The following is a 24,134-nucleotide window of genomic DNA, read 5'->3' as shown; positions in this document are numbered from 1 at the left end:
GGGGAAATGCTTTTTGTCCGAGGCTTGGGGCGTCTCGCCTTCGTCGTCTGCCGCCTTATTGTCGCGGAATTCGTCGGCTCGCGTATTTTTGGCGGCTATGTTTGGCATTGCGCCCCGCTTGCACTATCTTTGCAAAAAATGTTTTCCCTATGGAAAGTTTGTTGGAGTGGATGCGCCGTTATATCTCGCCTGTTTTTCTGGCTTTGCTCGTCGCGTCGTTCATCTTGTGGTACATCGCCAAACTCAGTTATACATATAGTACGCGCCAGCACGTCAAGGTCGAGGTCGACGGCGTGCCTTTCGAGGTCACATGCGTCGTGCAGGGCATCGGAACGAATCTGTTCGGTTACCGCGTCTATATGAATAAGACTTTGCGTATTCCGCTCGCCAGCCTCCAGTACAAGGTCTCTCCGGAGGAGGGCCACGAGGATAAAATCATTCTCGATTCCAAGTCTTTGCAAAGCGCCATCGCCGTACGTTTGAGCGACATCAAGGTGTTGTCGATCGACGGGGTGCCTGAAATCGACAATCCCGCCAAGAAATGATGAAGATCGGTATCACGGGAGGTATCGGCAGCGGCAAGAGCACCGTCTGCCGGCTTTTCGCATCGAAAGGGATCGCCGTTTACGATTCCGACCGCGCCGCCAAGCGGTTGATGGGCGAGCCGGGGCCGTTGCACGACGCGCTCGTGCGGCGCTTCGGGCCGCGGACGTTCTGCGGCGATGCGCTCGACCGGCATTACCTCGCCGATTTGGTCTTCAGTGATCCTGCTGCTTTGACCGATCTCAATGCCTTGGTACATCCCGCCGTCATGTCCGATTTCGACGTCTGGTGCAGCCGGCAGCAGGGGGATTACATCATCTTGGAGAGCGCCGTGCTCTTCGATTCCGGGTTGGAGGCCATGGTCGACCGTACGGTCGTCGTCTTGGCGCCTATGGAGTTGCGCGTCGAGCGGGCTTGCCGGCGTGACGGATGCGATCCCGAGAGCGTGCGGCGGCGCATCGCCGCCCAGTTGGACGACGAGACGTTGAGCCGCCGGGCCGATTTTTCGTTGGTCAACCTCTTCGAGGAGGATTTGCAGGCTGCCGTCGACGAGCTTGACCGGCGCTTTCGTGGCGAGGGTAATACGTTGTGGTCATGAGAATCGATTTTTCGCAGCCCCGGGTCATGGCGATTCTCAACGTCACGCCCGATTCGTTTTTCGCCGGCAGCCGTACGTTCGATGCCGCGGCTATCGAGCGCCGTGTCGCCCAGGCGCTCGACCAGGGTGCCGACATCATCGACGTCGGAGGTTATTCGTCGCGTCCCGGTGCCGACGAGGTGTCGCCCGAGGAGGAGTGGCGGCGGGTCGAGGCCGGAGTCGCCGCCGTGCGCCGATCGTCTCCCGAGGCGGCCGTTTCGGTCGATACGTTCCGTGCATCGGTCGTCGAGCGGGTCTGCGAGCGTTTCGGCGAAGTAATCGTCAACGACATTTCCGCCGGGGCGCTGGATCCTTCCATGCCCGCTGTCGTCGCCCGTCTCGGGGTGCCTTATGTCGCCATGCATATGCGGGGCAATCCGGCCAGCATGCAGTCCTTGGTCGATTACCGGCAGGATATTGTTATCGAGGTGTGCGCTTATTTTCGTCGGCGGGTCGCCGAGTTGCAGGCTGCCGGCATCCGGCCCGAAAACATCATCCTCGATCCCGGTTTCGGCTTCGCCAAAACGCTCGAACAGAATTACGAGTTGCTCGCCGGATTGCATAAGTTGTGCGCTCTCGGTTTTCCTGTTTTGGCTGGTGTGTCGCGCAAGTCGATGATCTATAAGTTGTTGGATGTGCAGCCTGCCGATGCCTTGGCCGGTACGATCGCTTTGGGATGGGAGTGCCTGCGGCAGGGCGCCGCGATCTTGCGCGTGCACGATGTCCGCGAGGCGGTCGATACGGTAAAGATTTTCAATAGGTTCCGATCATGATACAGGTTTTCGATATTCACAAGCGCTTCGGCGATCTCGAAGTCTTGAAGGGCGTTTCGCTCCGCGTGGCGCGCGGCGAGGTGGTCTCTGTCGTGGGGGCTTCCGGCGCAGGCAAGACTACGCTCTTGCAGATTCTGGGCACCTTGCTGCGTCCCGACAGCGGGCGGGTCGAGATCGACGGTCGAGAGCCTTTCGCTTTGGGCGACCGCGAGTTGTCATCTTTCCGCAACGAGCGGATCGGGTTCGTCTTCCAGTTCCACCATCTTTTGCCCGAGTTCACAGCGTTCGAGAATGTCTGCATTCCCGGTTTCATCGGACAGCGTCCCCGGGCCGAGGTCGAGCGCCGGGCTGCCGAGTTGATCGCTCTGCTGGGCCTCGCGGCGCGGCGCGACCATAAGCCCGCCCAGCTTTCGGGCGGCGAGCAGCAGCGTGTCGCCATCGCCCGGGCGCTTATCAATTCGCCCGCCGTGTTGTTGGCCGACGAGCCGTCGGGCAACCTCGATTCGCGCAACCGCGACGAGATCCACCGTTTGTTCTTCGAGTTGCGCGACGAGTTGGGTCAGACTGTTGTCATCGTTACCCACGACGAGGGGCTGGCTGCCATGGCCGACCGCAAGATCGTCATGTCCGACGGCCTTATTCTTTGACATGACCGACGAGTTGCGCGAGTTGTTGGAGCGGTTGTACGATCGTTACAATCGGCCCGAGTTCATCGCCGACGATCCCGTTTCGGTGCCCCATCGTTATGCCGGGCGTGCTGACCGCGAGGTGGCCGGGTTTTTCGCCGCCACCATCGCTTGGGGCAACCGCAGGGCGATCGTGCGCAGCGGCCACCGGATGATGGGGTTGATGGACGATGCGCCCGCCGATTTCGTCCGCCATGCTTCCGACCGGGAGTTGAAGGTGCTCGACCGTTTCGTCCACCGTACGTTCAACGGCGGCGACCTGCGCGATTTCGTTTTGGCCCTGCGGTCGTTGGAGTTGCGTTTCGGGGGACTGGGGGCGTTTTTTGAAAGTCGTTACCAGGCTACGCAGAGCCTGCCTGAGGTGTTGGCCGAGTTCCGGCACGAATTCTTCAGTTGCGACCATGCGCCGCGGTGCGAGAAACACCTCTCCTCCATCCTCAAGGGGGCGGCTTGCAAGCGGTTGTGCATGTTCCTGCGGTGGATGGTGCGGCATGACGACCGGGGCGTCGACTTCGGCGAGTGGCGGTGTATTCCGCCCTCGGCGCTCTATCTTCCCTTGGATGTGCATACGGGCGAGACGGCCCGGGCACTGGGGTTGTTGATCCGCCGGCAGAACGATTGGCGGGCCGTAGAGCAGGTTACCGCCGCGCTCCGCGAGGCCGATCCCGACGATCCCGTGCGTTTCGACTTTGCGCTGTTCGGAGTGGGGATCGATAGAAGCGAATAAAAGATGTATGGCCTTTCTCCGGCGTGTATTTGGCGGGGGAAGGGCGTTTTTCAACCGATATATTGCTCTTTTGTGTCTGTTTTTCGTTTCAAGCAGTTTGCCGTTCGCCAGGAGCGTACGCCTATGAAAGTCGGCACCGACGGCGTGTTGTTGGGGGCTTGGGCTTCGGTGCAGCCTTCCGACCGGCGGATTCTCGATATCGGCACCGGCACCGGGTTGATCGCCTTGATGATGGCCCAACGGGCGGCGCAGGCCCACGTAACGGGGATCGACGTCGAGGAGGTCGCCGAGGCGCGCGCCAATGCCGACGCTTCGCCTTGGGGGGCGCGCATCCGCATCGAGCGGACGGCGGTGCAGCAGTTCGGGCCGCAGGAGCGGTTCGATCTGATCGTCTCCAATCCGCCGTTTTTCGTCGATTCGCTCACTTGCCCCGATGCCGGGCGCACTACGGCGCGACATGCTGTGCTATTGCCTTTCGAGGCGTTGCGCGACGCGGTTGTCCGCTTGTTGGCACCCCAGGGGCGTTTCGCTGTCATTCTGCCCGTCGACGGCGCTGCGCATTTCGTGGAGCTTTGCCATGGACTGCTTCGTCCCGTCCGGCGCACCGATGTCCGCACTACGCCCCGTCGTCCGGTCAAGCGGGTGTTGCTGGAGTTCGTGGCCGAAAAGGCGGGCCCCCCGCTCCCCGAGGTTTGCGATCGATGTGCCGGTTTCCTTGCTTCCGACACCGCCGGCGTCTCTTCTCTCCAGGCGGTTTCCGATGCGGCTCCCGTTTCTTCCGTCGAGTGGTCCGAATTGGTCATCGGCACCGGGGAGCACGAATGTTATACGCCTGAATATCGGGCTTTGACGTGCGATTTCTATCTGAAATTTTGATTCTGCATCAAAAATACCTTACATTTGTAATAGGTGTTTTTTAAATTTTGTCTCTTATGAAGTTCGAATCTTTGGTGTGCGCTTGTCTGTTGAGTTTTTCCGGCATCTGCGGTGCCCTGGCTCAGAATCCTTATATCGCCTTGGTCGGGGTTGCAGAGACGGCCGATGGAGTCGTTGTCTCCGATCCGCGTTCGGTCTTGGCTGTCGATCTTGTCGTCGAGTGCGACAAGGCGTTGTCAGGGCCTTATGCCCGTTATGCCCAGAAATACTTGGGCGTGCGCGCTTCGTTGACCGATAAGGTGGCTTGGAGCGTCCGCAGCGCTTCGGTCGCCTTGCTGGACGAGGATGCCTGCTGCCTTTCGGAGTGCCCCGAGGCTTCCGGGCCGCAGGTCGTCTCGCACGCCGTTTCCGACGAGGAGTTCGCCCGCTTGCAGCCCGACAAGGTTTCGACCGCCGTTTCGTCGTTGGAGGATGCGGCACGCAATGCGGCCAACACCATCTTTTCGTTGCGGCGCCATCGGTTGGAGTTGATTACCGGCGAGGCCGGCGAGCATGTCTTCGGCGAGGGGCTTCGTGCCGCGCTCGACGAGATCGCCCGCTTGGAGCAAAGTTATCTGGAGTTGTTCCTCGGCAAGCGCGTCGTCACGACCCAGAGTCGGCGTTACGTGGTCTATCCGCAGTCCGACAAGAAGCAGTATATCGTTTGCCGTTTCAGCGTTGTCGACGGGTTGTTGCCCGAGAGCGATCTTTCGGGCGATATGGTGTTGTTGCGCATCGAGCCGTCGTTCGCAGCGCCTTCTCTCGTGGAGGCCGGGCCTAAGGAGTTGAATTTCGTTACCTGCCGCGTCGCCGATCTGTCGGCCTGCACGGTAATTTGCGCCGGTCGCGAGTGCGCCCGCAGCGTGCTGCCCCTCTACGAGTTCGGACGTACGCTCAAGTTGGCTTTGCCGCGGCATAAGTAGGCATGGATTTTTCTTCCCGCATGGTCGTTTTGCTGGCTGCGATGCGCCGCCAGCGCAACGGCGCCGTGGCCGATGAAATGCGTTGTTATGGCGTCGCCTGCGGCTTGAACTATGGCGTCAGCCTGCCGACCTTGCGGTCGATCGCCCGGGCACAGACTCCCGATCATGATTTCGCGCGCTTTCTCTTTCGGCAGGATGTCCGTGAGTTACGGCTCGCAGCTTTGCATATCGCTCTCCCCGATGCGCTTACGGTCGACGATGCCGCTTTTTGGGCCGAGGGCTTGTCCAATTCCGAGATCGCCGAGGAGGCTGCTTTCGCTTTGTTGTGCCGGAGTGCCGTTTTTCCGTGTTTGTTCGACCGTTGGATCGTCGGCGACACTCTTTTTCCCGCTTATGCCGCGTTGATGGCCGCTGCTCGTCGGCCTTCCGCGCCGGTCGGGTGGTGCGACGCGGCGGTCGATGCCGTCGTTCGTTGGGCGGTTCTTGCCGGGCAGCCCGATTATGCTGTCCGGTTGATCGCCCAGGGCGCCGTGGCTTTGCTCGCAGCCTTGGGGGCCCGCGGCGGAGCCGATCGACAGCGGGTGTTGGACGCGGCCGCCCGCGGAGACGATATTCCCGCGTTGCTTTTCGTGCGCGAGGAGTTGGCGTGGCGCTTGGAAGCGCTTTAGCTCTGTTCTATGCGTTCCGTTTTCTCGATCTTTTCCAATATGGCGACCAGATCGGCGTGGCTCATCATGCCGCTGCGGCGCCACAGGACTTCGCCCCGGCGAAATAGGATGAAAGTGGGCACCGAAGCGATGTTATAACGTTTTACCATGTCGTGCATGCGTCGGTCGTCGACATCTATTTTGTAGACGTCCACGCGTCCTTTCATCTCTTCTTTGAATTTGTCGATCACGGGGTGCATCATGCGGCACGGGCCGCACCAGGTGGCGAAGAAATCTATCAGCGTCAGTGCGTCTCGCCAGATGATTTTGTCGAAATCTTGCATAATGTAGGATTTTATGATTTTGGATCGTTTGTTCTTGTTTTTTCAGTTCATTTCCGCCCAAGTCATGCGTACATGGTTTTTGGTGGCAAGTTCCTTTTCCACATAGCTGATCGTGCGGCGCAGCCCTTCGACCAGCGGCGTACGGGGCGTCCAGTTCAGTTCGCGGCGGGCCGTCGACAGGTCGGCTACGCTGCGCAGGGCTTCGTCTGTGCGGGCGCATTGGTGGACGATCCGCGAGCGGCTGCCCGTCAGCGCGATGATCTTCTCGGCCAGCGCACGGATCGGCAGCTCGTGGTTGCTGCCCAGATCGACCGTGTGCACCCGTTCCGTGCGCGGAGACTCCATCAGACGCACCAGCCCGTCCACCAGGTCTTCGACCCAGCAGAATCCGCGGATCTGTTCGCCGTTGCCGTTTACCGCTATGTCGCGGTTTTGGAGCGCAGCGGCGATCATCTTCATCACGACGCGTTGATCCAGCAGATCGGCCCCCGGGCCGTAGGTGTTGAATATGCGGGCTATGCGGGCGTCGACGTCGTATTCGGTGCGATAGGCCCTGTGGAGCGCTTCGGCGGCGGTTTTTCCTTCGCCGAGCATGCGATGGCCCTGGGCGGCTTCCTTGCTTTCGCCGCGGCGGGGGTGTGCTGCATCGCAGAGGTTGCCCGACGAGCCGAAAAGGATGCGGGCATGTTCCGCGCGTGCTGTTTCCAGCGCGTGGATCGATCCCAGCATGCTTACCTTGAGCGTCTCCACGGGCAGCGCCTTGTCGTAGCGCACCCGCGAGGGCGAGGCCATGTTGTAGATTTCGTCGCAGCGGATGCCGAACGGATTGATAATGTTGTGACGGACGAAGCGGAAAGCCGGATGTTGCCGGGCGTTGCGCAGCAGCGGCGACGCATCCGCATCGCGGATATCGACACAATATACTTCGTGTCCCGCTTCCAGCAGACGCAGGCACAGATGCGAGCCTATGAATCCCGCACCTCCCAGTATGACGACTCTTTTTTGCATCTCTTGCTCCTTTTTTTGGAGCTGGAGGTGCAAAATCTATTCCATAAAAAGCGCCCGCGGCAGTTGGTCGATGCTGTTGATCGGCACCACTTCGATGCCTTTCGGCCGTTTGGCGTTTTTGGCGATGTAGCCCGAGACGATGATGCGCTTGAAGCCCAGGCGGGCTGCTTCGCTGATGCGTTGTTCGCAGCGGGGTGCCGGGCGCACTTCGCCCGAGAGTCCCACCTCGCCCGCACAGCACACTCCCTCGCTTACCGGACGGTCGTAGTAGGAGGAGACGACCGCCGCCACGACCGCCAGGTCGAGACCCGGATCGGCTACCTTGAAGCCGCCCGCGAAGTTGAGAAACACATCTTTCTGGAACATCTTCAGCCCGATGCGTTTCTCCACCACGGCCAGCAGCATGTTCATGCGGCGCGTGTCGAATCCCGTGGCCGTGCGCTGGGGCGTGCCGTAGGCCGCGCCGCTCGCCAGGGCCTGCACTTCGATCAGATAGGGGCGCACGCCGTCGGCCGAGGCGCCCACGGCTATGCCGCTCAGCGGTTCTTCGTAGTGGGTAAGCAGGATTTCCGAGGGGTTGTCCACGCCGCGCAGCCCGTCGTCCAGCATTTCGAAGACGCCGATTTCGAACGTTGCGCCGAAACGGTTCTTGATGCCGCGCAGGATGCGGTAGACGTTGTTGCTGTCGCCTTCGAACTGGAGCACAACGTCGACGATGTGTTCCAGAATCTTGGGGCCGGCTATGGCGCCGTCCTTGGTAATGTGTCCGATGATGAAGATCGACGTGCCGGTCGTCTTGGCATACTTGAGCAGCGTGGCGGCGCATTCGCGGATCTGCGAGACGCTGCCCGCCGACGAGTCGAGCAGTTCGGTGTAGATCGTCTGGATCGAATCCACGATCACTACGTCGGGTTTCTGTTCGGCGATCTGCGCTACGATGTTTTCCAGCAGCGTCTCGGCATAGACCATGCACTCCTCGTTGCGGATGCCCAGGCGCAGGGCGCGCATTTTGATCTGCTCGGCCGATTCCTCGCCCGAGACGTAGAGCGTCTTCAGTCCGTTGGGCGCCAGGGCGATCTGGAGCGAGAGGGTCGATTTGCCGATGCCCGGTTCGCCGCCCAGCAGGATGAGCGATCCCGGCACCAGCCCTCCGCCCAGCACGCGGTCGATCTCCGCATTGCCCAGGTCGATGCGGCGGTGGTCGCTTTCGCGGATTTCGCTCACACGTTGGGGTTTGGCCGCCGGCAGGGGGCCGCCCGCCGCCGATGCCGCCGGGCCGCTTTCGCGGGCTATGATCTCTTCGGCGAAGGTGTTCCATTCGCCGCACGAGGGGCATTTGCCCAGCCATTTGGGGGCTTCGAATCCGCAGTTCTTGCAGAAATAGGCTTTCTTTACTTTTGCCATCTTCCGTTTTTTTAGCGCAGTGCGCGTTTTACGACAGCCGGGTTGCCCGCAGCCATCACGTCGTCGGGCAGGTCGCGCACCACCACGCTGCCGGCTCCGATGATGCTGCGGCTGCCGATTTTGACACCTGGACATACCGTCACGTTGCCGCCCAGCCAGCAGTCCTCGCCGATTTCGATCCGCAGGCCTCGTTCGACAGGTTTGCGGCGCTCCTGGTAGTCGAGCGGATGTTGGGGCGTGAGCAGTTTGCAGTCGGGGCCTATCTTGGTGCGGTCGCCGATCGCGATGCCGCCGCTGTCGAGCATCGTGGCGCCACCGTTGATGAATACTCCGTCGCCTATGCAAATCGGGTGGCCGTGGTCGCAGAAAAGGGGCGGGATGATCGTCGCCGTGGCCGGAATGCCCGGTATCAGTTCTTCGAGCGCCGTCCGGCGGGCCGATTCGTCGTCGACGCCGGCGCGATTGAAGCGTTCCAGGCAGCGCTGCGCATGCCGATTCGAAGCTACGATTTCAGGTGCTGTGAAATCATAGAGTTCGCCGGTTTGCATTTTATCGAGTTCGGACATAAACTTGTGTTGTTCGCCGAACGGCATGGGCCGAACCTCTGCAAGACGCGGTTCGCGGAAACATGCGTCGAACGGCGTCTCTATTTGATGAAGAATCGATAGATGTCGTTGCCGTTGGCGTAGAGCAGGAGGGCAAGGAGGATGATCATGCCCGCATATTGTGCCGCTTCCAACACCTTGTCGCTCACTTTGCGGCCCGTTATCATTTCCCAGAACGTGAAGAGCGCATGGCCTCCGTCGAGCAGCGGTATGGGCAGGATGTTCATCACGGCCAGGATGATCGACAAGAATGCCGTTTTGAGCCAGAAGTCCTGCCAGTCCCAACTTCCCGGGAAGATGCTGCCGATCGAGAGGAATCCGCCCACTTCTTCGTAGAGTTTGGTTTTGGGTTGCACGATCATCTTGAGCTGCTGCCAGTAGGACGAGATCATGGCTCCTGCTTTGCGGAATCCTGCGGGGATCGATTCCCAGAACGTGTAGTGCTTCGTGCGCAGGGTGTAGGGCTGCGCCGCGATCACGCCGAGTGTTCCCTCGGCCGATATGGGAAGCCTCAGCGCCACCGTGTCGGAGCCGCGGAGCACTTCGAGGCCGGCTTCTTCGCCCGCGTGCAGTTGCAGCAGGGCCTTGTAGTCGCGGAATTCCAGGTTGCGGTGTTTTTCGCCGCTGCCGACTTCCATGCCTATGATTTCGTCGCCCCGGCGAAGTCCTGCGGCCGTCGGCGCCACTACGCTGTCGATCAGGAATGGCTGACGCAGGGCGAAGAACGTCTCCAGACCCTTTTCCTGCCTGGCCGCGATCAGTGCTTCGAGCGGGAGATCGAGCGTTACTTGTCCACCGGCGCGTTCGACCACCACTTCGCGGCCGCTCTCGGTAATGAATAGTGTGTTGAGTATCTGGGGCAGGCCGTCGACCGGTTCGCCGTCGATGCTGACGAAGCGGTCGCCGTCGCGGAATCCCAGCCGGTGGCCCGCCTCGTTGAAGTTGTAGCCCCAGCGGGCATCTTCGTTCGAGAAGTAGGTGTCGCCCCACGTGTAGCAGATGCCGCAGTAGATCGCGATGGCCAGCGCCACGTTCATCGCCACGCCGGCGATCATTACCAGGAAGCGCTGCCAGGCCGGCTTGGCGCGGAATTCCCACTCCTGCACCGGCTGTTTGAGCTGCTCCTTGTCCATCGATTCGTCGATCATGCCGGCGATCTTCACATAGCCGCCCAGCGGCAGCCAGCCCAGACCGTATTCGGTGTGTCCGCGCTTGAACTTGAAGAGCGAGAACCACGGGTCGAAGAAGATGTAGAATTTGTCGACGCGGATGCGGAAGACGCGCGCCATGATGAAATGCCCCAGCTCGTGTATGCCCACAAGGAGGGTAAAACAGAGGAAGAATTGGATGATTTTGATGAAAAGTTCCATGATCGGGAAGTTGCGTTACAGATGGAGGTATTCGGCAGCCAGACGACGGGCTTCGGCATCCGCTGCGGCGTAGTCGTCCAGCGTCGGTGCCGCGACGAAAGTCGCATGTTCGAGCGTGTGTACGATCGCGCCCACGATGTCGAGCCAGCGGCAGGCTCCTTTCAAAAATGCCGCCACGGCCGTTTCATTGGCGCCGTTCATCGTACAGGCCGCTGTGCCGCCGCGGCGCAGGCAGTCGTAGGCGATGTCGAGGGCCGGATATTTTGTCCGGTCGACTTCGGCGAACGTCAGTTGCGGATGGGCCAGGAAGTCGAACCGCTCGCCGGGCCGTTGGGCGCGGTGGGGGAACATCAGGGCGAAGCTGATGGGCATCCGCATGTCGGGCGTGCCCAGCTGGGCCTTGATCGCGCCGTCTTCGTATTCGACCATCGAGTGGACGATCGATTGCGGGTGCAGCAGCACGGCGATCTTTTCGGCCGGCGTGCCGAACAGCCAGCGGGCCTCGATCACTTCGAATCCTTTGTTGACCAGGGTCGACGAGTCGATCGTGATCTTGGCGCCCATCTGCCATTGGGGGTGGCGCAGGGCCTGTTCGACGGTCGCTTCGGCCAGTTGTTCGGGCGTGAAGTCGCGGAATGCGCCGCCGCTGCATGTGAGGATCAGCCGCCGCACGGGGGCCTGCTCGCCCAGCAGACATTGGAAGATCGCCGAGTGTTCCGAGTCCACGGGCAGGATCGGCGCCCGGTGTTCGGCCGCCAGACGCATGACCGTTTCGCCGCCTACGACCAGCGATTCCTTGTTGGCCAGAGCCAGTTTCTTGCCCGCACGGACGGTCGCCACCGTAGGTGCCAGGCCTGCATAGCCTACCAGCGCATTGACCACCACGTCGCTGTCGCCTGCGGCGGCGACTTGCGCCACGGCTTCTTCGCCGGCATAGACTTTCACGTCGGTGTCGGCCAGCGCATCGCGCAGCGGCGCATAATATTCCTCGTCGGCGATTACCGCTGTGTCGGCATCGAATTTTCGGGCTTGCTCGGCCAGCCGCCGCCAGTTGCGGTGCGCCGTCAGCACGCGGGCCTCGAACTGTGCGGGGTTCTCTTCTACGATGTCGAGCGTCTGCATGCCGATCGAACCGGTCGATCCGAGTATGGCCAGGCGTTGTTTCATCAAAATACGATGTAACCTTCAGGATCGACGGGGCGTCCGCTGTTCCAAAGTTCGAATTCGAAGAGCTGGACTTCGCCGTTCTTGACCTCGGAGTTGTAACCGATCAGTTCGCCCGGACGGATGAGCTGGCCTTTGGTCACGAGCGACTGCGAGAGGTGGCGGTAGATCGACAGCAGGCTGTTGGGATGCTGTATTTCGATGATGTGCCCCGTTTCGGGCGTCCAGCGGCTGATGACCACCGTGCCTTCGTCGATCGCCGTCACGGGAGCTGCGGCCGCCGCGGCGATCCGCAGGCCGAAGTTGCCTTCCTTCAGATCGAAACGGTCGGTAATGATGCCGTCGATAGGCGATGCCAGTTCCATGGTGCGGCGAATGCGGCCGCGCGAACTGTTGATGCCGCCCAGCGAATAGGGGCCGTCGCTCTCCATCTGGGCGCGCAACAGCGAGTCTTCGGTCGAGCGCATGACCAGGACTTTGCTCATGCGCAGGCTGTCCGACGAGGCGAACGTGCGCACGACGGGGGTTTTGCCCTCCAGAATCAGAGCGATGTTTTCGTTGTAGGTCATCATATCGGTAAGCATGCGCTCCATGGAGTCTATGCGGATGATGTTCTGCACGAGCGTTTCGCGTGCGCGTCCCGCTTCGGTGCGGTAGCCGGGCATGAACTCCAGCACCGGCGTGTAGGCCACCAGCGAAAGCAGGATGATGAAGAGCAGCAGCACGAACGACACCAGCCCGGCGAAGATGCTCGCCGGGGAGAGGTGGATGTGCCATTCTTCGCGGTTGTCCGTGGCGTTGAGCATGCTGAAGCGGCGTTTGCGGAAGATGTCGCGCCATTGTTCCGCCATGTCATGCCATATTTGCGTCGGTTTCATTGTCTTTATGCCTTTTGTGCTTGCAGTGAAGTGCAAGATTTGTTCCCTGCAAAGTTAATATAACCCGCGCGGACTGCCAAATTTATTTGTCCTCCAGCCAGTTCATGAAGTCGGTCGTGCGCGAGCGGCTGACGAAGACTTCGAAGTCGGGGCGGGGTTCGAGCGCCACTTTCAGTCTGTTGCTCAGGTGTTTCGATATTCCCGTTATGGCGTCGATCGAGGCCGTGCAGTTGCGTGAAAGGCGGAAAAAGAGCCGCGGGTCGACTTGTTCCGATGCGGCGTCGAGCGACACGTCGAGGATCAGTTTCCGCCCTTCCGTAGTTACCAGATAGGTGTATTTGTCTTCTGCATAGAAATAGGCCACTTGTTCCGTGTTTACCACCGTGATCTTGTCGCCCAGGCGTACCACGAACCGTTTTTTGTATTCCCGGCCCGTGCGGGCCAGTATGCCGCGCAACACCTCGGCGTCGGGCGCCGGCGCCGGTTTTTCCGATTCCATGGTTCTGCGGCAGCGCTCTACGGCGGCTTGCAGCTCTTCCGGAGCGATCGGTTTGAGCAGATAGTCCACGCTGTTGATGCGGAACGCACGGAGGGCATAGTTGTCATAAGCCGTGGTAATGACTACCTTGCCGTGCACTTCGGTCTGGGCGAAGATGTCGAAGCACATGCCGTCCGAGAGCTGCACATCCATGAAGATGATGTCGGGGCGGTTGTCCGGATCGCGCAGCCAGGCCACGGTGCCCACGACCGAGCTTTGCACGCCTACGATGCGCAGATCTTCGAAATGTTTTTCGATCAGACGCCGCAGATTGGTCTGGGCCGGGATTTCGTCTTCGACGATCAGTACGTTGAGGGTTTTCATAGCAGAGGTAGGGTAACGCAGAATTCCGTGTCGGTTTTCTCGACCGTGATCGGAAGTCCCGACAGATCGAGATATTGTTGTTGTATGTTTCTCAACCCCAGCCCCGTCGATGCCGGAGCGTTGAGGCGGGGTTGCAGGTTGTTCGCCACCGTGAGCCGGTCGCTCGTGGCGCGTATGCGTATGCGGAGCGGCTGTTCCGGCCCCACGGCGTTGTGTTTGATGGCGTTTTCGATCAGCAGTTGCAGGCTGCACGGCACCGTGTGGCGGTTCAGGGCTGTCGGCGGGATGTCGCACTCCACATGGAATCCGCTCGTGAAACGTTCTTGCAGCAGATCGATGTATTTGCGGGCGAATTCCAGTTCTTCATGCAGCGGCACCAGGGGTTCGTCTTCGTTTTTAAGCATGTAGCGGTAAGTGCCTGCCAACTTGCGGATGAAAGCGCTCGCCCGTTCGGTTTCGTGTTCTTGCACCAGGTAGTCGAGGATGTTCAGCGAGTTGAACAGAAAATGGGGGTTGATTTGTTGCTTGAGCCGGTCGTAGCGGAATTGGGCGCGGTGTTTCTTGCCGCGTTCGGTGCGCAGTTCTTGGTGCGAGCGGATTACGTAGGTTATGAGTTGCAGCACGGCGTAGACCATCAGGTCGACCAGCAGCACCACCATGTAGAGACGGAAGAATCCGCGGGGCGGAATCGGCTCCGCAGTGCCTTGGGGCGGCCCGTAGCAGACCGCCGCCGTGAGCAGCAGCACCAGCAGCAGCGTGAAGAGGGCCGAGGCGGCGATGCGTACGTCGCGGCGTCGCAGCATGCGGGCGCGCAGGTTGACGAAGATCACGTTGCCGCAGAACATTGTCATGAGCGCCAGTGTGTTGCTCAACAGCCTCTGGAATTCGGGGTAGACGCCTTCTTGTTCGTAGTAGGGCGAGTTGAAGAGCCGCATGTAGAAAAGGCGCAGCAGCAGGATCGCCGCTACGATGCCTACGATCTGCCATGCCGGGGGCGCCCAGCGTACGGGTGTGCGGGGGCCGGCGCCGCGCGGTCGGGCGAACGCATAGGTCAGCCAGCCGATCGCTTCGGTAACCAGCGTCGTCGTGATGACCGGAGCCAGGATGCCGCAGCCGAAGGCTTGTTGGATGAACTGCGCGCCGTAGATGCCGAACAGGTAGCCCACGAAGATGCAGATCAGCGCCAGGGCCGCCACGAATTCGACCCGCAGGCTGCGGCGGATGGCGACGATGAAGATCATCGACAGCGTGAGTACCGTCAGCGGCATGTCGTCGACGTAGTTGAAAAGTCGGCTCAACATGGCCACAACGGCATGCGCTGCTGCAAAAAGATGGATGACGGCCGGGGTGCTTATCGTGGGGCGCTTCATGTTCCGGAGACGTTAATTCAACTTAAAGTTAGGGCTTTTAGTCCGTTTCTCCAAATTTCGCCGCCGGAAAAAATTTCCTGTTCGTCGGCCGGCCGGCCGGCGCCCGTTGCTTGCCGGCCGGCCGGTCGTTTCGTCCTGCCATATTCGCCGTTCGTCGGTTCTTTTGCGCCGTTCGTCGTCCGGAAGTTGGAAAATCGGCCGATTTTTCCTTATATTTATAATACCAAAACCGAAAACTACGATCTTCCCATGAAAAAACCGAAACTGTCTTTTTGGCAGATATGGAACCTCAGCTTCGGCTTCCTGGGCGTCCAGATCGGCTATTCGTTGCAGAATTCGAATACGTCGACCATCTTCGAGTCGTTGGGCGCCGATCTTTCGCATTTGAGCTATTTTTGGCTTGCCGCTCCCGTTGCAGGCCTGGTCATCCAGCCCATCGTCGGACTCTTTTCCGACGGAACCTGGACGCGCTTGGGCCGGCGCGGGCCGTTCATCCTCGGCGGCGCCGTCATTTCGGCCCTCGCCTTGGCCCTGATGCCCAATGCACCGTTGTTGTTAGCTTTCGCGCCGTTGGCTATGGGGGCGTTCATCCTGCTGTTCATGGATCTTTCGTTCAACGTTACCATGCAGCCGTTCCGCGCGCTGGTCGCCGACATGCTCGACGATTCGCAGAAGACCAAGGGCTACGTTGTTCAGACTTTTCTCATCAACCTCGGTGCCGTTGTCGGCGCCGTCCTGCCGTTGATCCTTACCCGGTGCGGCATCTCCGACGAGGTGGTGCCCGGACAGGTCGCGCAGCATATCGCGTGGTCTTATTATATAGGTGGGGCCATCCTTCTGGCCACGGTGCTCGTCACGGCGTTCCGCACCAAGGAGTATCCTCCCGAGGAGTTTGCGCGCTATAACGATGAGACGGTCGAGGAGGTGCTCGAAAAGCCTTCGTTCATGGAGTTGATGCGCAACGTGCCCAAGGTCATGTTGCAGTTGGGCGTCGTGCAGTTCTTCTCGTGGGCCGCGCTGTTTCTCATGTGGACTTACCTCAAGCCCGCCATCACGGGCGTGGTCGTCGACCATGCCACCGGCGAGCTGCTCTCCGCCGGCCAGACCCAGACGTGGGTCGGCGTGTTGAACGGCACCTATCCCGTCCCCGCCTGCATCGCTTCGCTTTTCATCGCCGGCATCGCCGCCCGTTGGGGCAATAAACTCGTCTACGCCCTCTGTCTCTTGTGCGGCGCCGTCGGATTCGCAGGGTTGTGCTTCCTCTCCGATCAGTATGCTTTGATGCTCCCTATGATCGGCATCGGCATCGCTTGGGCCGGCATCCTCGCCATGCCCTACGCCATCCTCTCGCGGGCCGTCGAGGCGCGCCGCATGGGGGTCTACATGGGTATCTTCAATTTCACGATCACTGTGCCCCAGATCGTCGTCGGTCTCACGGGCGGCGTGATCGTACAGTATCTTTTCGGCGGCAGTCCCATGGCCATGATCGCCCTGGCCGCCGTTTTTATGTTGTTGGCCGCCGTGTCGGTCGTTTTCGTCAAGGAAAAATAGTATGATCGCTTGTTGCATCTTCGATCTGGACGGGGTCATCGTCGACACCGCCAAGTATCATTATCTCGCCTGGGCCGAGTTGGCCCGGGCATTGGGTTTCGAGTTCACGCCCGAGCAGGGCGAGGCTACCAAGGGCGTTAGCCGCATGGCGTCGCTCGACATCGTGCTGCGTGCCGGCGGCATGGAAAACCGCTTCTCCGCCGAGGAGAAGGAGCGCCTGGCCGCCGAGAAGAACGCCCGCTACCTCGAATACATCACGCGCATGACCGCCGACGAGGTGTTGCCCGGCGTGTTGGAGTTCTTGTTGGGACTCAAGGCCGCCGGCATCCAGGTCGTGTTGGGTTCCGCGTCGAAGAACGCCGGAGTCATCCTCGACCGTTGCGGTTTGCGCCAGTTGTTCGACCATGTCGTCGACGGGACGCTCGTCTCCAAGGCCAAGCCCGATCCCGAGGTCTTCGCCAAAGGGGCCGAACTCGCCGGCCAGGCGCCCGCCGCCTGTGTCGTCTTCGAGGATGCCGCCGCCGGTATCGAGGCCGCCGCGCGCGCCGGCATGCGTTCGGTGGGCGTCGGCGGAAGTCCGCTGCTGGACAAGGCTACCATGCAGCTGCCCACGTTCGAGGGCTTCACTTTTGAAAAACTTTGCAACCAAATAGATTGATCATGAACCAATTTATCAAGACCGACCCCTGGATGCTCGTCGAGGAGCGTTTCGATCCGGCGCGCGTCAAATCTTCCGAGTCGCTTTTCGCCTTGGGCAACGGCGTCATGGGCGGCCGCGCCAATTTCGAGGAGTCCTATTCCGGCGATTCGTTGCAGGGCAATTATATCGGCGCCATCTACTACCCCGACAAGACCCGCGTGGGATGGTGGAAGAACGGTTATCCCGAGTATTTCGCCAAGGTGCTCAACTCCGCGTTCTGGATCGGCGTCGACGTCGCTGTCGACGGCGAGGTGCTCGACCTCGCCCAGGTCGAGGTGCTGGCGTTCCGCCGCGAGTTGGATATGCGGCGTTCGGTGCTCACGCGTCGCATGACCGTGCGCATGCGCTCCGGCGTTGAGGTCGAGGTCGAGGTCGTGCGTTTCCTCTCGCTCCAGCGGCGCGAGCTGGGCGTCATCCGCTATGCAGTGCGGCCCCTCGATAGGGGGGCAGAGATTACGTTCTCGCCCTATATCGACGCCGATGTCCGCAATACCGACGCCAACTACGACGAGAAGTTCTGGGAGCATGTCTCGACCGACGGCGACGCCGTGCAGAGCCGTACCAAGAAGAGCGGCTTCGACGTCGCGTGGGCACAGCGCGTGGTGCTCGACGGCGCCGGGTTCCGTTGCGAGACGACGCCCGAAAAGGTGCGTCACACGACCGTTGTCCGCCGCGAGGCAAGGGAGTGGGCCGTGCTCTACAAGTATGCGGGCATCTGCTCGTCGCTCAACCATAAGCCCGGGGAGTTGATCGCCGCCGCGCGTGCCGTGGCTGCCGACGGTGCCGCCATCGGGTTCGATGCCTTGCTCAAAGAGCAGGAGGCCGCCTGGGCCGCACGCTGGCATAGCTGCGACATCGAGATCGGCGGCGACGATGCCGCCCAGCAGGGCATCCGCTTCTGCATCTTCATGCTCTTGCAGACCTATACCGGCGTCGACACGCGTCTGAACATCGGCCCCAAGGGATTCACGGGCGAGAAGTACGGCGGCGTCACTTATTGGGACACCGAGGCTTACTGCCTGCCGTTCTACATGGCGACCGCCGGGCCGCAGGTGGCCCGCGAGTTGCTCGTCTATCGCTACAACCAGCTCGACAAAGCCATCGAGAATGCCGCCAAGCTCGGATTCCACGGCGGAGCCGCGCTCTATCCGATGGTTACCATCAACGGCGAGGAGTGCCACAACGAGTGGGAGATCACTTTCGAGGAGATCCACCGCAACGGCGCCATCGCCTATGCCGTCTTCAATTATATCCGTTACACCGGCGACAAGGAGTATCTGGCCCAGGGCGGCGCCGAGGTGCTGCTCTCGATCGCCCGTTTCTGGGCGCAGCGCATCACTTGGTCGGAGGCCCGCAAGAAGTACGTCATGCTCGGCGTTACCGGCCCCAACGAGTACGAAAACAACGTCAACAACAACTGGTATACTTCCTATATCGCCTGCTGGTGCCTGCGCTACGCCGCCGAGGCCGTCGCTTGGGTGCGGCAAAACCGCCCCGAGGCCTATGCCGCCATGTGCGCGAAGCGTTCGTTCGACGAGCAGGCCGAGACGGCCGAATGGCTCAAGATCGACGCCGATATGTACCTCGGCGAAGACCGCGAGCTGGGCATCTTCCTCCAGCAGGACGGTTATCTGGACAAGGAGCAGGTGCTCGTCAAAGACCTCGATCCCGCCGAGCGGCCCATCAACCAGAAATGGTCGTGGGATCGTATTCTGCGGTCGTGTTTCATCAAGCAGGCCGACGTATTGCAGGGTCTTTACCTCTTCCGCGACCGGTTCGACGCCGATACGCTGCGGCGCAACTTCGATTTCTACGAGGCCCGCACCGTCCACGAGTCGTCGCTCTCGCCCTGCGTCCATACGGTGCTCGCTGCGCAGTTGGGACTGATGGAGAAGGCTTACGAGTTGTACCTGCGTACCGCGCGGCTCGACCTCGACGACTACAACCGCGAGGTCGAGGAGGGGTGCCACGTCACTTCGATGGCCGGGTCGTGGCTCGCCGTGGTCGAGGGTTTCGGCGGCATGCGCGTCTGCGACGGCGTACTCTCGTTCGAACCCCATCTGCCCGCCGCTTGGCAGCGTCTGGCTTTCCGCATCGATTATCGGGGCCGTGTACTCTCCGTGGAGATCGTCGACGGCACGGTCTCCATCGTTTGCGAGGGCGAACCGGTCGAGATCATGCTGGCCGGCGAACGACTCACGGTCGACGGCCAAGTCAGCCGTTCGCTGAAATAGGATTTTTCCGACAGGCCGAGTGCAGCGCCGAATTCGTTCGGCCTGCCGAGGCAAGAATATGAACCAGATATAACCACACAACCTATTATTAACTAACACAAACAGCTTTATGCGAAGAATTTTGGCTATGTGTTTGGGGGTTATGCTATTATGTGCAATTACCCCCCCCCTCGCGTCGGCACAGAACGGCGGGCGTGAGATAAAGGGCATCGTCGTCGATGCGTCCGGTACGCCCGTCATCGGAGCTACCGTGGTCGAGGTCGGCACCGCCAACGGTACGTCGACCGACCTGAACGGACAGTATGTCCTGCGTGTCGCCGATGCCGATGCCGCCGTCCGAGTCAGCTACATCGGTTACAAGGATTGGCAGCGCGTCGCTTCGTCGTCCGACTTGGCGCGCATCGTGCTCGAAGAAGACCTCATGTCGTTGGACGAGGTGGTGGTCATCGGTTACGGTGCCGTCAAGAAGAATGACATGACCGGTTCGGTCGTCGCTGTCAAGGCCGAGGAGGTCAACCGCGGCGCCCTGACTTCGCCCCAGGAGTTGTTGCGCGGCAAGGTTCCTGGCGTCAACATCGTCTCGGGCAACGGCGCCCCCGGTGCCGGTGCCGAAATCCGCATCCGCGGCGGCGCATCGCTCTCGGCGAGCAACAACCCGCTGATCGTCATCGACGGCGTACCCGTGGCCAATGACGCAGGCCCGGGCATGTCCAACGGACTGGCGATGGTCAACCCCAACGACATCGCTTCGTTCACCGTTCTGAAGGACGCTTCGGCCACGGCCATCTACGGTTCGCGCGCTTCGAACGGCGTTATCCTCATTACCACCAAGAAAGGCGAGGGCGGCAAGCCCCGCGTCTCCTACAACGGCAGCGTCTCCGTCAAGCACAATTTCAAGACGATGGAGATGATGAACGCCGCCCAGTTCAAGGAGTACATTCTCGGCACCTATCCCGACTTGGCCGACAAGTCTTCGGCACTCTTCGGCACGGCCGACACCGATTGGCAGGAGCTGATCTACAAGGTCGGCATCGCCACCGACCACAACGTCTCGGTCTACGGTTCGGCGCTCAAGGACAAGCTGCCTTACCGCGCATCGGTCGGCTACACCTACGACGGCGGTACGCTCAAAACGTCGGACAACCAGCGTGTGACCGTCGACCTCAACCTGTCGCCCAAGTTCTTCAAGGATCATCTGACGGTCAACCTCAACGCCAAGGGTATCTACAACCGCGGCAACTATGCAGATACGGGCGCCATCGGAGCTGCGGTCTATTTCGACCCCACGCAGGATCCCTACCATCGCACTGAAGACGGGGCGATCGACTACGCCACCAACAACGGTTATTTCAACTGGACTTCCAACCTGGCCGACACCAGCCCGTTGTCGCTGCTCTACGACAAGTGGGACGGCAACCGTTCCTACCGTGCGTTGGGCAACCTCCAGTTCAATTATAAGGTGCACGGTCTCGAAGAGTTGAGCTTCAACCTCAACCTCGGTCTCGATATTACCTCCACCTCCGGCGACAAGGGCAACTATCCCGGTTCGATCATGGCCAACCGCGACGGCGACAAAGACTACAAGGGTTTCGGCCGCTTCGAGGACTACAAGAACCTCCACCGCAACCAGTTGCTTGAGTTCTACGCCAATTACGCCAAGGAGTGGGGCATCCACAACTTCAGCGCCATGGCTGGTTATTCGTGGGCCGAGAACTATGCTTCGACCGACTCGCACAACTACGGCCGCGTCGTCGCTGCGGACGAGTCGCGTCCCTGGGATTCCGAACTCATCAACTTCACTCACTCGGCCTACCAGGATGTGTTGGTGTCGTTCTACGGACGTCTCAATTACTCGATCGCTTCCAAATACCTGCTTACCTTTACCATGCGTGCCGACGGTTCGTCGCGCTTCGTGGGCGACAACCGCTGGGGTTACTTCCCCTCGGCCGCTGCGGCCTGGAACATCGCCCAGGAGAATTTCCTCAAGGATTCCAACGTCGTGTCGGCCCTCAAGCTCCGTTTGGGCTGGGGCATCACGGGTCAGCAGGATTTCGACGACCGTTACGCCGCCAGATCGTATGCCGAGATTTCCAAAGACCCCGCCACGCAGTATCCGTTAGGCCCCGACCAGTGGTATTTCCCGCTCAAGCCCCACGAGTACAACGAGAGCTTGAAGTGGGAGGAGACTACTACTTATAACGTAGGTCTCGACTTCGGTTTCCTCAACGGACGCATCAACGGTTCGGTCGATGCTTATTACCGCAAGACCGACGACATGCTTTCGCGCGTGGCCGTGCCTCTGGGCGGCAACTTCTCCAACTACGTCTACCAGAATATCGGTTCGATGAAGAACAAGGGCGTCGAAGTTTCGCTCAACTTCGTTCCCGTGCAGACCAAGGACTGGCATTTGAGCATCGGCCTGAACGGCACGTTCCAGAATACCGAGATCATGACCCTGCCTTCGGATGCCATCGATGTGGGCGGTGCCGGCGGCGGTACGGGCAACACGGCCCAGCGCCATGTGGTCGGTTATGCGCCCTACACTTTCTATCTGTGGCAGCAGGCCTATGATGCCGACGGCAATGCCATCGAAAACGGCCTTGTAGACCGCGACGGCGACGGTCAGATTACCAACGCCGACCGTTACATGACCAACAAGAGTCCCAACCCCGATTTCTACTACGGCGTCAACCTCAAGTTGACCTACAAGAACTGGGATTTCGGATTCAACGGCCACGGCACCGTGGGCAACTACATGTTCAACGACGTACTGCGCCGCTCGGCCACTTCCTACTACCGCGATCTGATCGGTAAGGGCTTTCTGACCAACACGCAGCCTGTGGCTTCGCGCTACGGTTTCACGACGAGCGCTTCGACGGCCCAGTGTCTGTCGGATCTCTTCCTGGAGAACGCGTCGTTCTTCCGCATGGACGACATCAACCTGGGTTACACGTTCCGCAACGTCTCCAAGCAGGGATTGTCGATCCGCGTGGCTGCCGGTGTGCAGAACGTCTTCGTCATTACCGATTACAGCGGTCTCGATCCCGAGGTTTCGGTGGCCGGAGGTATCGACGGCAACGTCTATCCGCGTCCGCGCATTTACAGCCTGCGATTGGGCATCAACTTTTAATCCGAGGAGTTCACGACTATGAAAAAACATATTTTATTCGCATTTTGCGCGGCTCTGTCGTTCACCGCTTGTCTCGGTGATCTCGATCAGAACCCGCTTTCGGATACGACCGTTCCCAACGGCGAAATCTACTCCAATCCCGTTTTGCGCAAGGGCCAGCTGGCCAAGATCTACGGCGGTTTCACCCTCGTCGGACAGTCCGGCGCAGGCAATGCCGACATCCAGGTCGGCGACGCCGGAGCTTCGGAGTTCCTGCGTGCCTGGTGGTCGATCCAAACCCTTTCGACCGACGAGGCCCACTGCGTCTGGGGCGACGCTTGGGTCAAGGAGATCTGCAACGATACGTGGACTTCGACCAAAAACGACGCCATCTATGCGGCTTATACGCGCGGCATGATGATGATTTCGTATGCCAACGAGTTCTTGCGCAACACCAACGACGGCGACCCCGAGGTGGCGGCCGAGCGTGCCGAGGTGCGCTTCCTGCGCGCCTATGCTTATTGGATTCTGCTCGATTGCTTCGGTAATCCGCCTTTCGTGCTCGAAACCGATCCCGTGGGAACCTTCAAGCCCCAACAGACCGATGCCGCATCGCTTTTCGCTTGGTTGAAAACCGAGTTGGAGCAGTTGACCGGCGAGAATTCCAACCTCATGGCTCCCCATACGCAGGTCTATCCGCGCGTCGACAAGGGTGCTGCCTACGGTTTGCTGGCCCGTTTGTGCCTCAACCACAAAACCTATCTGGGGCAGGAGGACAACAAGATTTATGAAGCAGCCAAGAACGCCGCCAAGCAGGTAATCGACGCTTATGGGCTGGCTAAAAACTACGAGGAGCTTTTCATGGGCGACAACGGCGAGAATCCCGATGCCTTGAAGGAGATTGTCTACGCTTCGTGCTACGACGCTACCCGCACGCAGTCCTACGGCGGCGCTACCTACCTGATCGCTGCCAGCCAGGGCAACCTCAAGGATGGCGACAACCTGCGGCTCGGCACCTCGGAGGCTTGGGGCGGTCTGGTTACCTCGTCGGAATTCGTGGGCAAGTTGATCGGCGATGCCAATGCCGACGCGGCCGCAGTCGGGGCCGAACCCGGGTTCGCAGCCATCGATAAACGCGCGCTCGTGTCGCTCCGTTTCTCCGACGACAAGACGATGAACGGTTCCGACTTCTCTGCCGGCTGGCACGTCTGGAAGTTCAACAACAACCGGGTGTCTGACCCTGATACCGATTATTCGAAGCTCGAACTTTTCGTCTCGATCGACTTCCCGATGATCCGTGCCGCTGAAATGTACCTCGCCTATGCCGAGGCCCAGGCCCGCATCGACGGCGGTTCGACCTCCGATGCTGCGGCCGTGGATTATGTCGCTGAAATCCAGGAGCGCGCAGGCGTTGCGCCGACCGCCGGCCCGGTTTCGCTCGACGACATCTTCAACGAGCTTACCCGCGAGTTCTATTGGGAGGGTTTCCGCCGTACGATGCTCATCCGTTTCGACAAGTTCACTTCGGGCAACTACCTGTGGCCGTTCAAGGGCGGCGTCGCATCGGGTCAGGCGCTTTCCGACCACCTCAAGCTCTTCCCCATCCCGTCCGACGACCGTCTGGTCAACGACAATCTGGAGCAGAACCCCGGTTATTAGTGTCCCATTCTAAATCTTGCATACG

The 24,134-nt window shown here is 60.4% G+C and carries 22 protein-coding genes; 13 read left to right on the top strand and 9 right to left on the bottom strand.

Annotation, left to right across the window (positions count from 1 at the left end; translation table 11 throughout):
- Nucleotides 1-149: 149 nt before the first annotated feature.
- The 8 genes from QZ298_RS01405 (at nt 150) to QZ298_RS01370 (ending at nt 5,872) form a co-directional block, all read left to right on the top strand.
- Complete coding sequence (locus tag QZ298_RS01405; RefSeq protein ID WP_296004913.1) at nt 150-545, top strand: hypothetical protein; 396 nt, start codon at nt 150-152, stop codon at nt 543-545.
- On the top strand, nt 542-1,141 hold the full coding sequence (gene coaE, locus QZ298_RS01400) for a dephospho-CoA kinase (protein ID WP_363323903.1): 600 nt from the start codon (nt 542-544) through the stop codon (nt 1,139-1,141). The genes QZ298_RS01405 and coaE overlap by 4 nt, the downstream gene beginning before the upstream one ends.
- Before the next feature lie 26 nt (nt 1,142-1,167).
- Nucleotides 1,168-1,953: a dihydropteroate synthase gene (gene folP, locus QZ298_RS01395; protein ID WP_296005128.1), complete on the top strand. Its 786-nt coding sequence runs from the start codon at nt 1,168-1,170 to the stop codon at nt 1,951-1,953.
- Complete coding sequence (locus QZ298_RS01390; RefSeq protein ID WP_296004911.1) at nt 1,950-2,600, top strand: ABC transporter ATP-binding protein; 651 nt, start codon at nt 1,950-1,952, stop codon at nt 2,598-2,600. Before folP ends, QZ298_RS01390 begins: the two co-directional genes overlap by 4 nt.
- Before the next feature lies 1 nt (nt 2,601).
- Entirely contained in the window at nt 2,602-3,366 is a 765-nt protein-coding gene (locus QZ298_RS01385) for a TIGR02757 family protein (RefSeq protein WP_296004909.1), read from the top strand.
- A 123-nt stretch (nt 3,367-3,489) separates the two neighbouring features.
- Nucleotides 3,490-4,242, top strand: coding sequence for a methyltransferase (locus QZ298_RS01380; protein WP_296005127.1), 753 nt, complete (start codon nt 3,490-3,492; stop codon nt 4,240-4,242).
- A 56-nt stretch (nt 4,243-4,298) separates the two neighbouring features.
- Nucleotides 4,299-5,204 carry a DUF4831 family protein gene (locus QZ298_RS01375; protein WP_296004907.1) on the top strand — a complete coding sequence of 302 codons (906 nt, stop codon included), beginning with the start codon at nt 4,299-4,301 and terminating at the stop codon, nt 5,202-5,204.
- Between the two features lie 20 nt (nt 5,205-5,224).
- Nucleotides 5,225-5,872 (top strand): DNA alkylation repair protein, encoded by a 648-nt coding sequence (locus QZ298_RS01370; RefSeq protein ID WP_296004905.1) that lies wholly within the window; start codon nt 5,225-5,227, stop codon nt 5,870-5,872.
- Here QZ298_RS01370 and trxA read toward each other — a convergent pair.
- The 9 genes from trxA to QZ298_RS01325 all read right to left on the bottom strand — a co-directional run bounded on the left by trxA (nt 5,869) and on the right by QZ298_RS01325 (nt 14,856).
- Entirely contained in the window at nt 5,869-6,195 is a 327-nt protein-coding gene (gene trxA / locus QZ298_RS01365; protein ID WP_296004903.1) for a thioredoxin, read from the bottom strand. The genes QZ298_RS01370 and trxA overlap by 4 nt on opposite strands.
- Nucleotides 6,196-6,237: 42 nt before the next feature.
- Nucleotides 6,238-7,203 (bottom strand): NAD-dependent epimerase/dehydratase family protein, encoded by a 966-nt coding sequence (locus QZ298_RS01360; RefSeq protein WP_296004901.1) that lies wholly within the window; start codon nt 7,201-7,203, stop codon nt 6,238-6,240.
- 36 nt (nt 7,204-7,239) lie between these two features.
- A complete protein-coding gene (radA, locus tag QZ298_RS01355) occupies nt 7,240-8,607 on the bottom strand; it encodes a DNA repair protein RadA (RefSeq protein WP_296004899.1) in 1,368 nt (455 codons plus the stop codon).
- An 11-nt stretch (nt 8,608-8,618) separates the two neighbouring features.
- The gene (locus QZ298_RS01350; RefSeq protein ID WP_296004897.1) at nt 8,619-9,173 is read right to left on the bottom strand and encodes a sugar O-acetyltransferase; all 555 of its coding nucleotides are present in this window, start codon (nt 9,171-9,173) and stop codon (nt 8,619-8,621) included.
- Nucleotides 9,174-9,253: 80 nt separating this feature from the next.
- Entirely contained in the window at nt 9,254-10,582 is a 1,329-nt protein-coding gene (rseP, locus tag QZ298_RS01345) for an RIP metalloprotease RseP (protein ID WP_296004895.1), read from the bottom strand.
- 15 nt (nt 10,583-10,597) lie between these two features.
- Nucleotides 10,598-11,749 (bottom strand): 1-deoxy-D-xylulose-5-phosphate reductoisomerase, encoded by a 1,152-nt coding sequence (dxr, locus tag QZ298_RS01340; RefSeq protein WP_296004894.1) that lies wholly within the window; start codon nt 11,747-11,749, stop codon nt 10,598-10,600.
- Nucleotides 11,749-12,624, bottom strand: coding sequence for a murein hydrolase activator EnvC (locus QZ298_RS01335; protein WP_296004892.1), 876 nt, complete (start codon nt 12,622-12,624; stop codon nt 11,749-11,751). The genes dxr and QZ298_RS01335 overlap by 1 nt, the downstream gene beginning before the upstream one ends.
- An 82-nt stretch (nt 12,625-12,706) precedes the next feature.
- A complete protein-coding gene (locus tag QZ298_RS01330) occupies nt 12,707-13,486 on the bottom strand; it encodes a LytTR family DNA-binding domain-containing protein (RefSeq protein ID WP_296004890.1) in 780 nt (259 codons plus the stop codon).
- Nucleotides 13,483-14,856 carry a sensor histidine kinase gene (locus QZ298_RS01325; protein WP_296004887.1) on the bottom strand — a complete coding sequence of 458 codons (1,374 nt, stop codon included), beginning with the start codon at nt 14,854-14,856 and terminating at the stop codon, nt 13,483-13,485. Before QZ298_RS01325 ends, QZ298_RS01330 begins: the two co-directional genes overlap by 4 nt.
- 249 nt (nt 14,857-15,105) lie before the next feature.
- Here QZ298_RS01325 and QZ298_RS01320 point away from each other — a divergent pair, with 249 nt between their 5' ends.
- The 5 genes from QZ298_RS01320 to QZ298_RS01300 all read left to right on the top strand — a co-directional run bounded on the left by QZ298_RS01320 (nt 15,106) and on the right by QZ298_RS01300 (nt 24,109).
- The gene (locus tag QZ298_RS01320) at nt 15,106-16,407 is read left to right on the top strand and encodes an MFS transporter (protein ID WP_296004885.1); all 1,302 of its coding nucleotides are present in this window, start codon (nt 15,106-15,108) and stop codon (nt 16,405-16,407) included.
- Nucleotide 16,408: 1 nt separating this feature from the next.
- The gene (gene pgmB, locus QZ298_RS01315; RefSeq protein WP_296004883.1) at nt 16,409-17,065 is read left to right on the top strand and encodes a beta-phosphoglucomutase; all 657 of its coding nucleotides are present in this window, start codon (nt 16,409-16,411) and stop codon (nt 17,063-17,065) included.
- Between the two features lie 2 nt (nt 17,066-17,067).
- Nucleotides 17,068-19,341, top strand: a complete 2,274-nt coding sequence (locus QZ298_RS01310; RefSeq protein WP_296004882.1) for a family 65 glycosyl hydrolase domain-containing protein — start codon at nt 17,068-17,070, stop codon at nt 19,339-19,341.
- A 142-nt stretch (nt 19,342-19,483) separates the two neighbouring features.
- Nucleotides 19,484-22,471, top strand: coding sequence for a TonB-dependent receptor (locus tag QZ298_RS01305; protein ID WP_296004880.1), 2,988 nt, complete (start codon nt 19,484-19,486; stop codon nt 22,469-22,471).
- Nucleotides 22,472-22,489: 18 nt separating this feature from the next.
- A complete protein-coding gene (locus QZ298_RS01300; protein ID WP_296004878.1) occupies nt 22,490-24,109 on the top strand; it encodes a RagB/SusD family nutrient uptake outer membrane protein in 1,620 nt (539 codons plus the stop codon).
- Nucleotides 24,110-24,134: the final 25 nt, after the last annotated feature.

This window comes from uncultured Alistipes sp., assembly GCF_910580175.1.
In the GTDB taxonomy this organism is placed as follows: Bacteria; Bacteroidota; Bacteroidia; order Bacteroidales; family Rikenellaceae; genus Alistipes.
The sequence above is the reverse complement of the archived record's forward strand: the minus strand, read 5'-3'. Positions and strand labels throughout refer to the sequence as shown.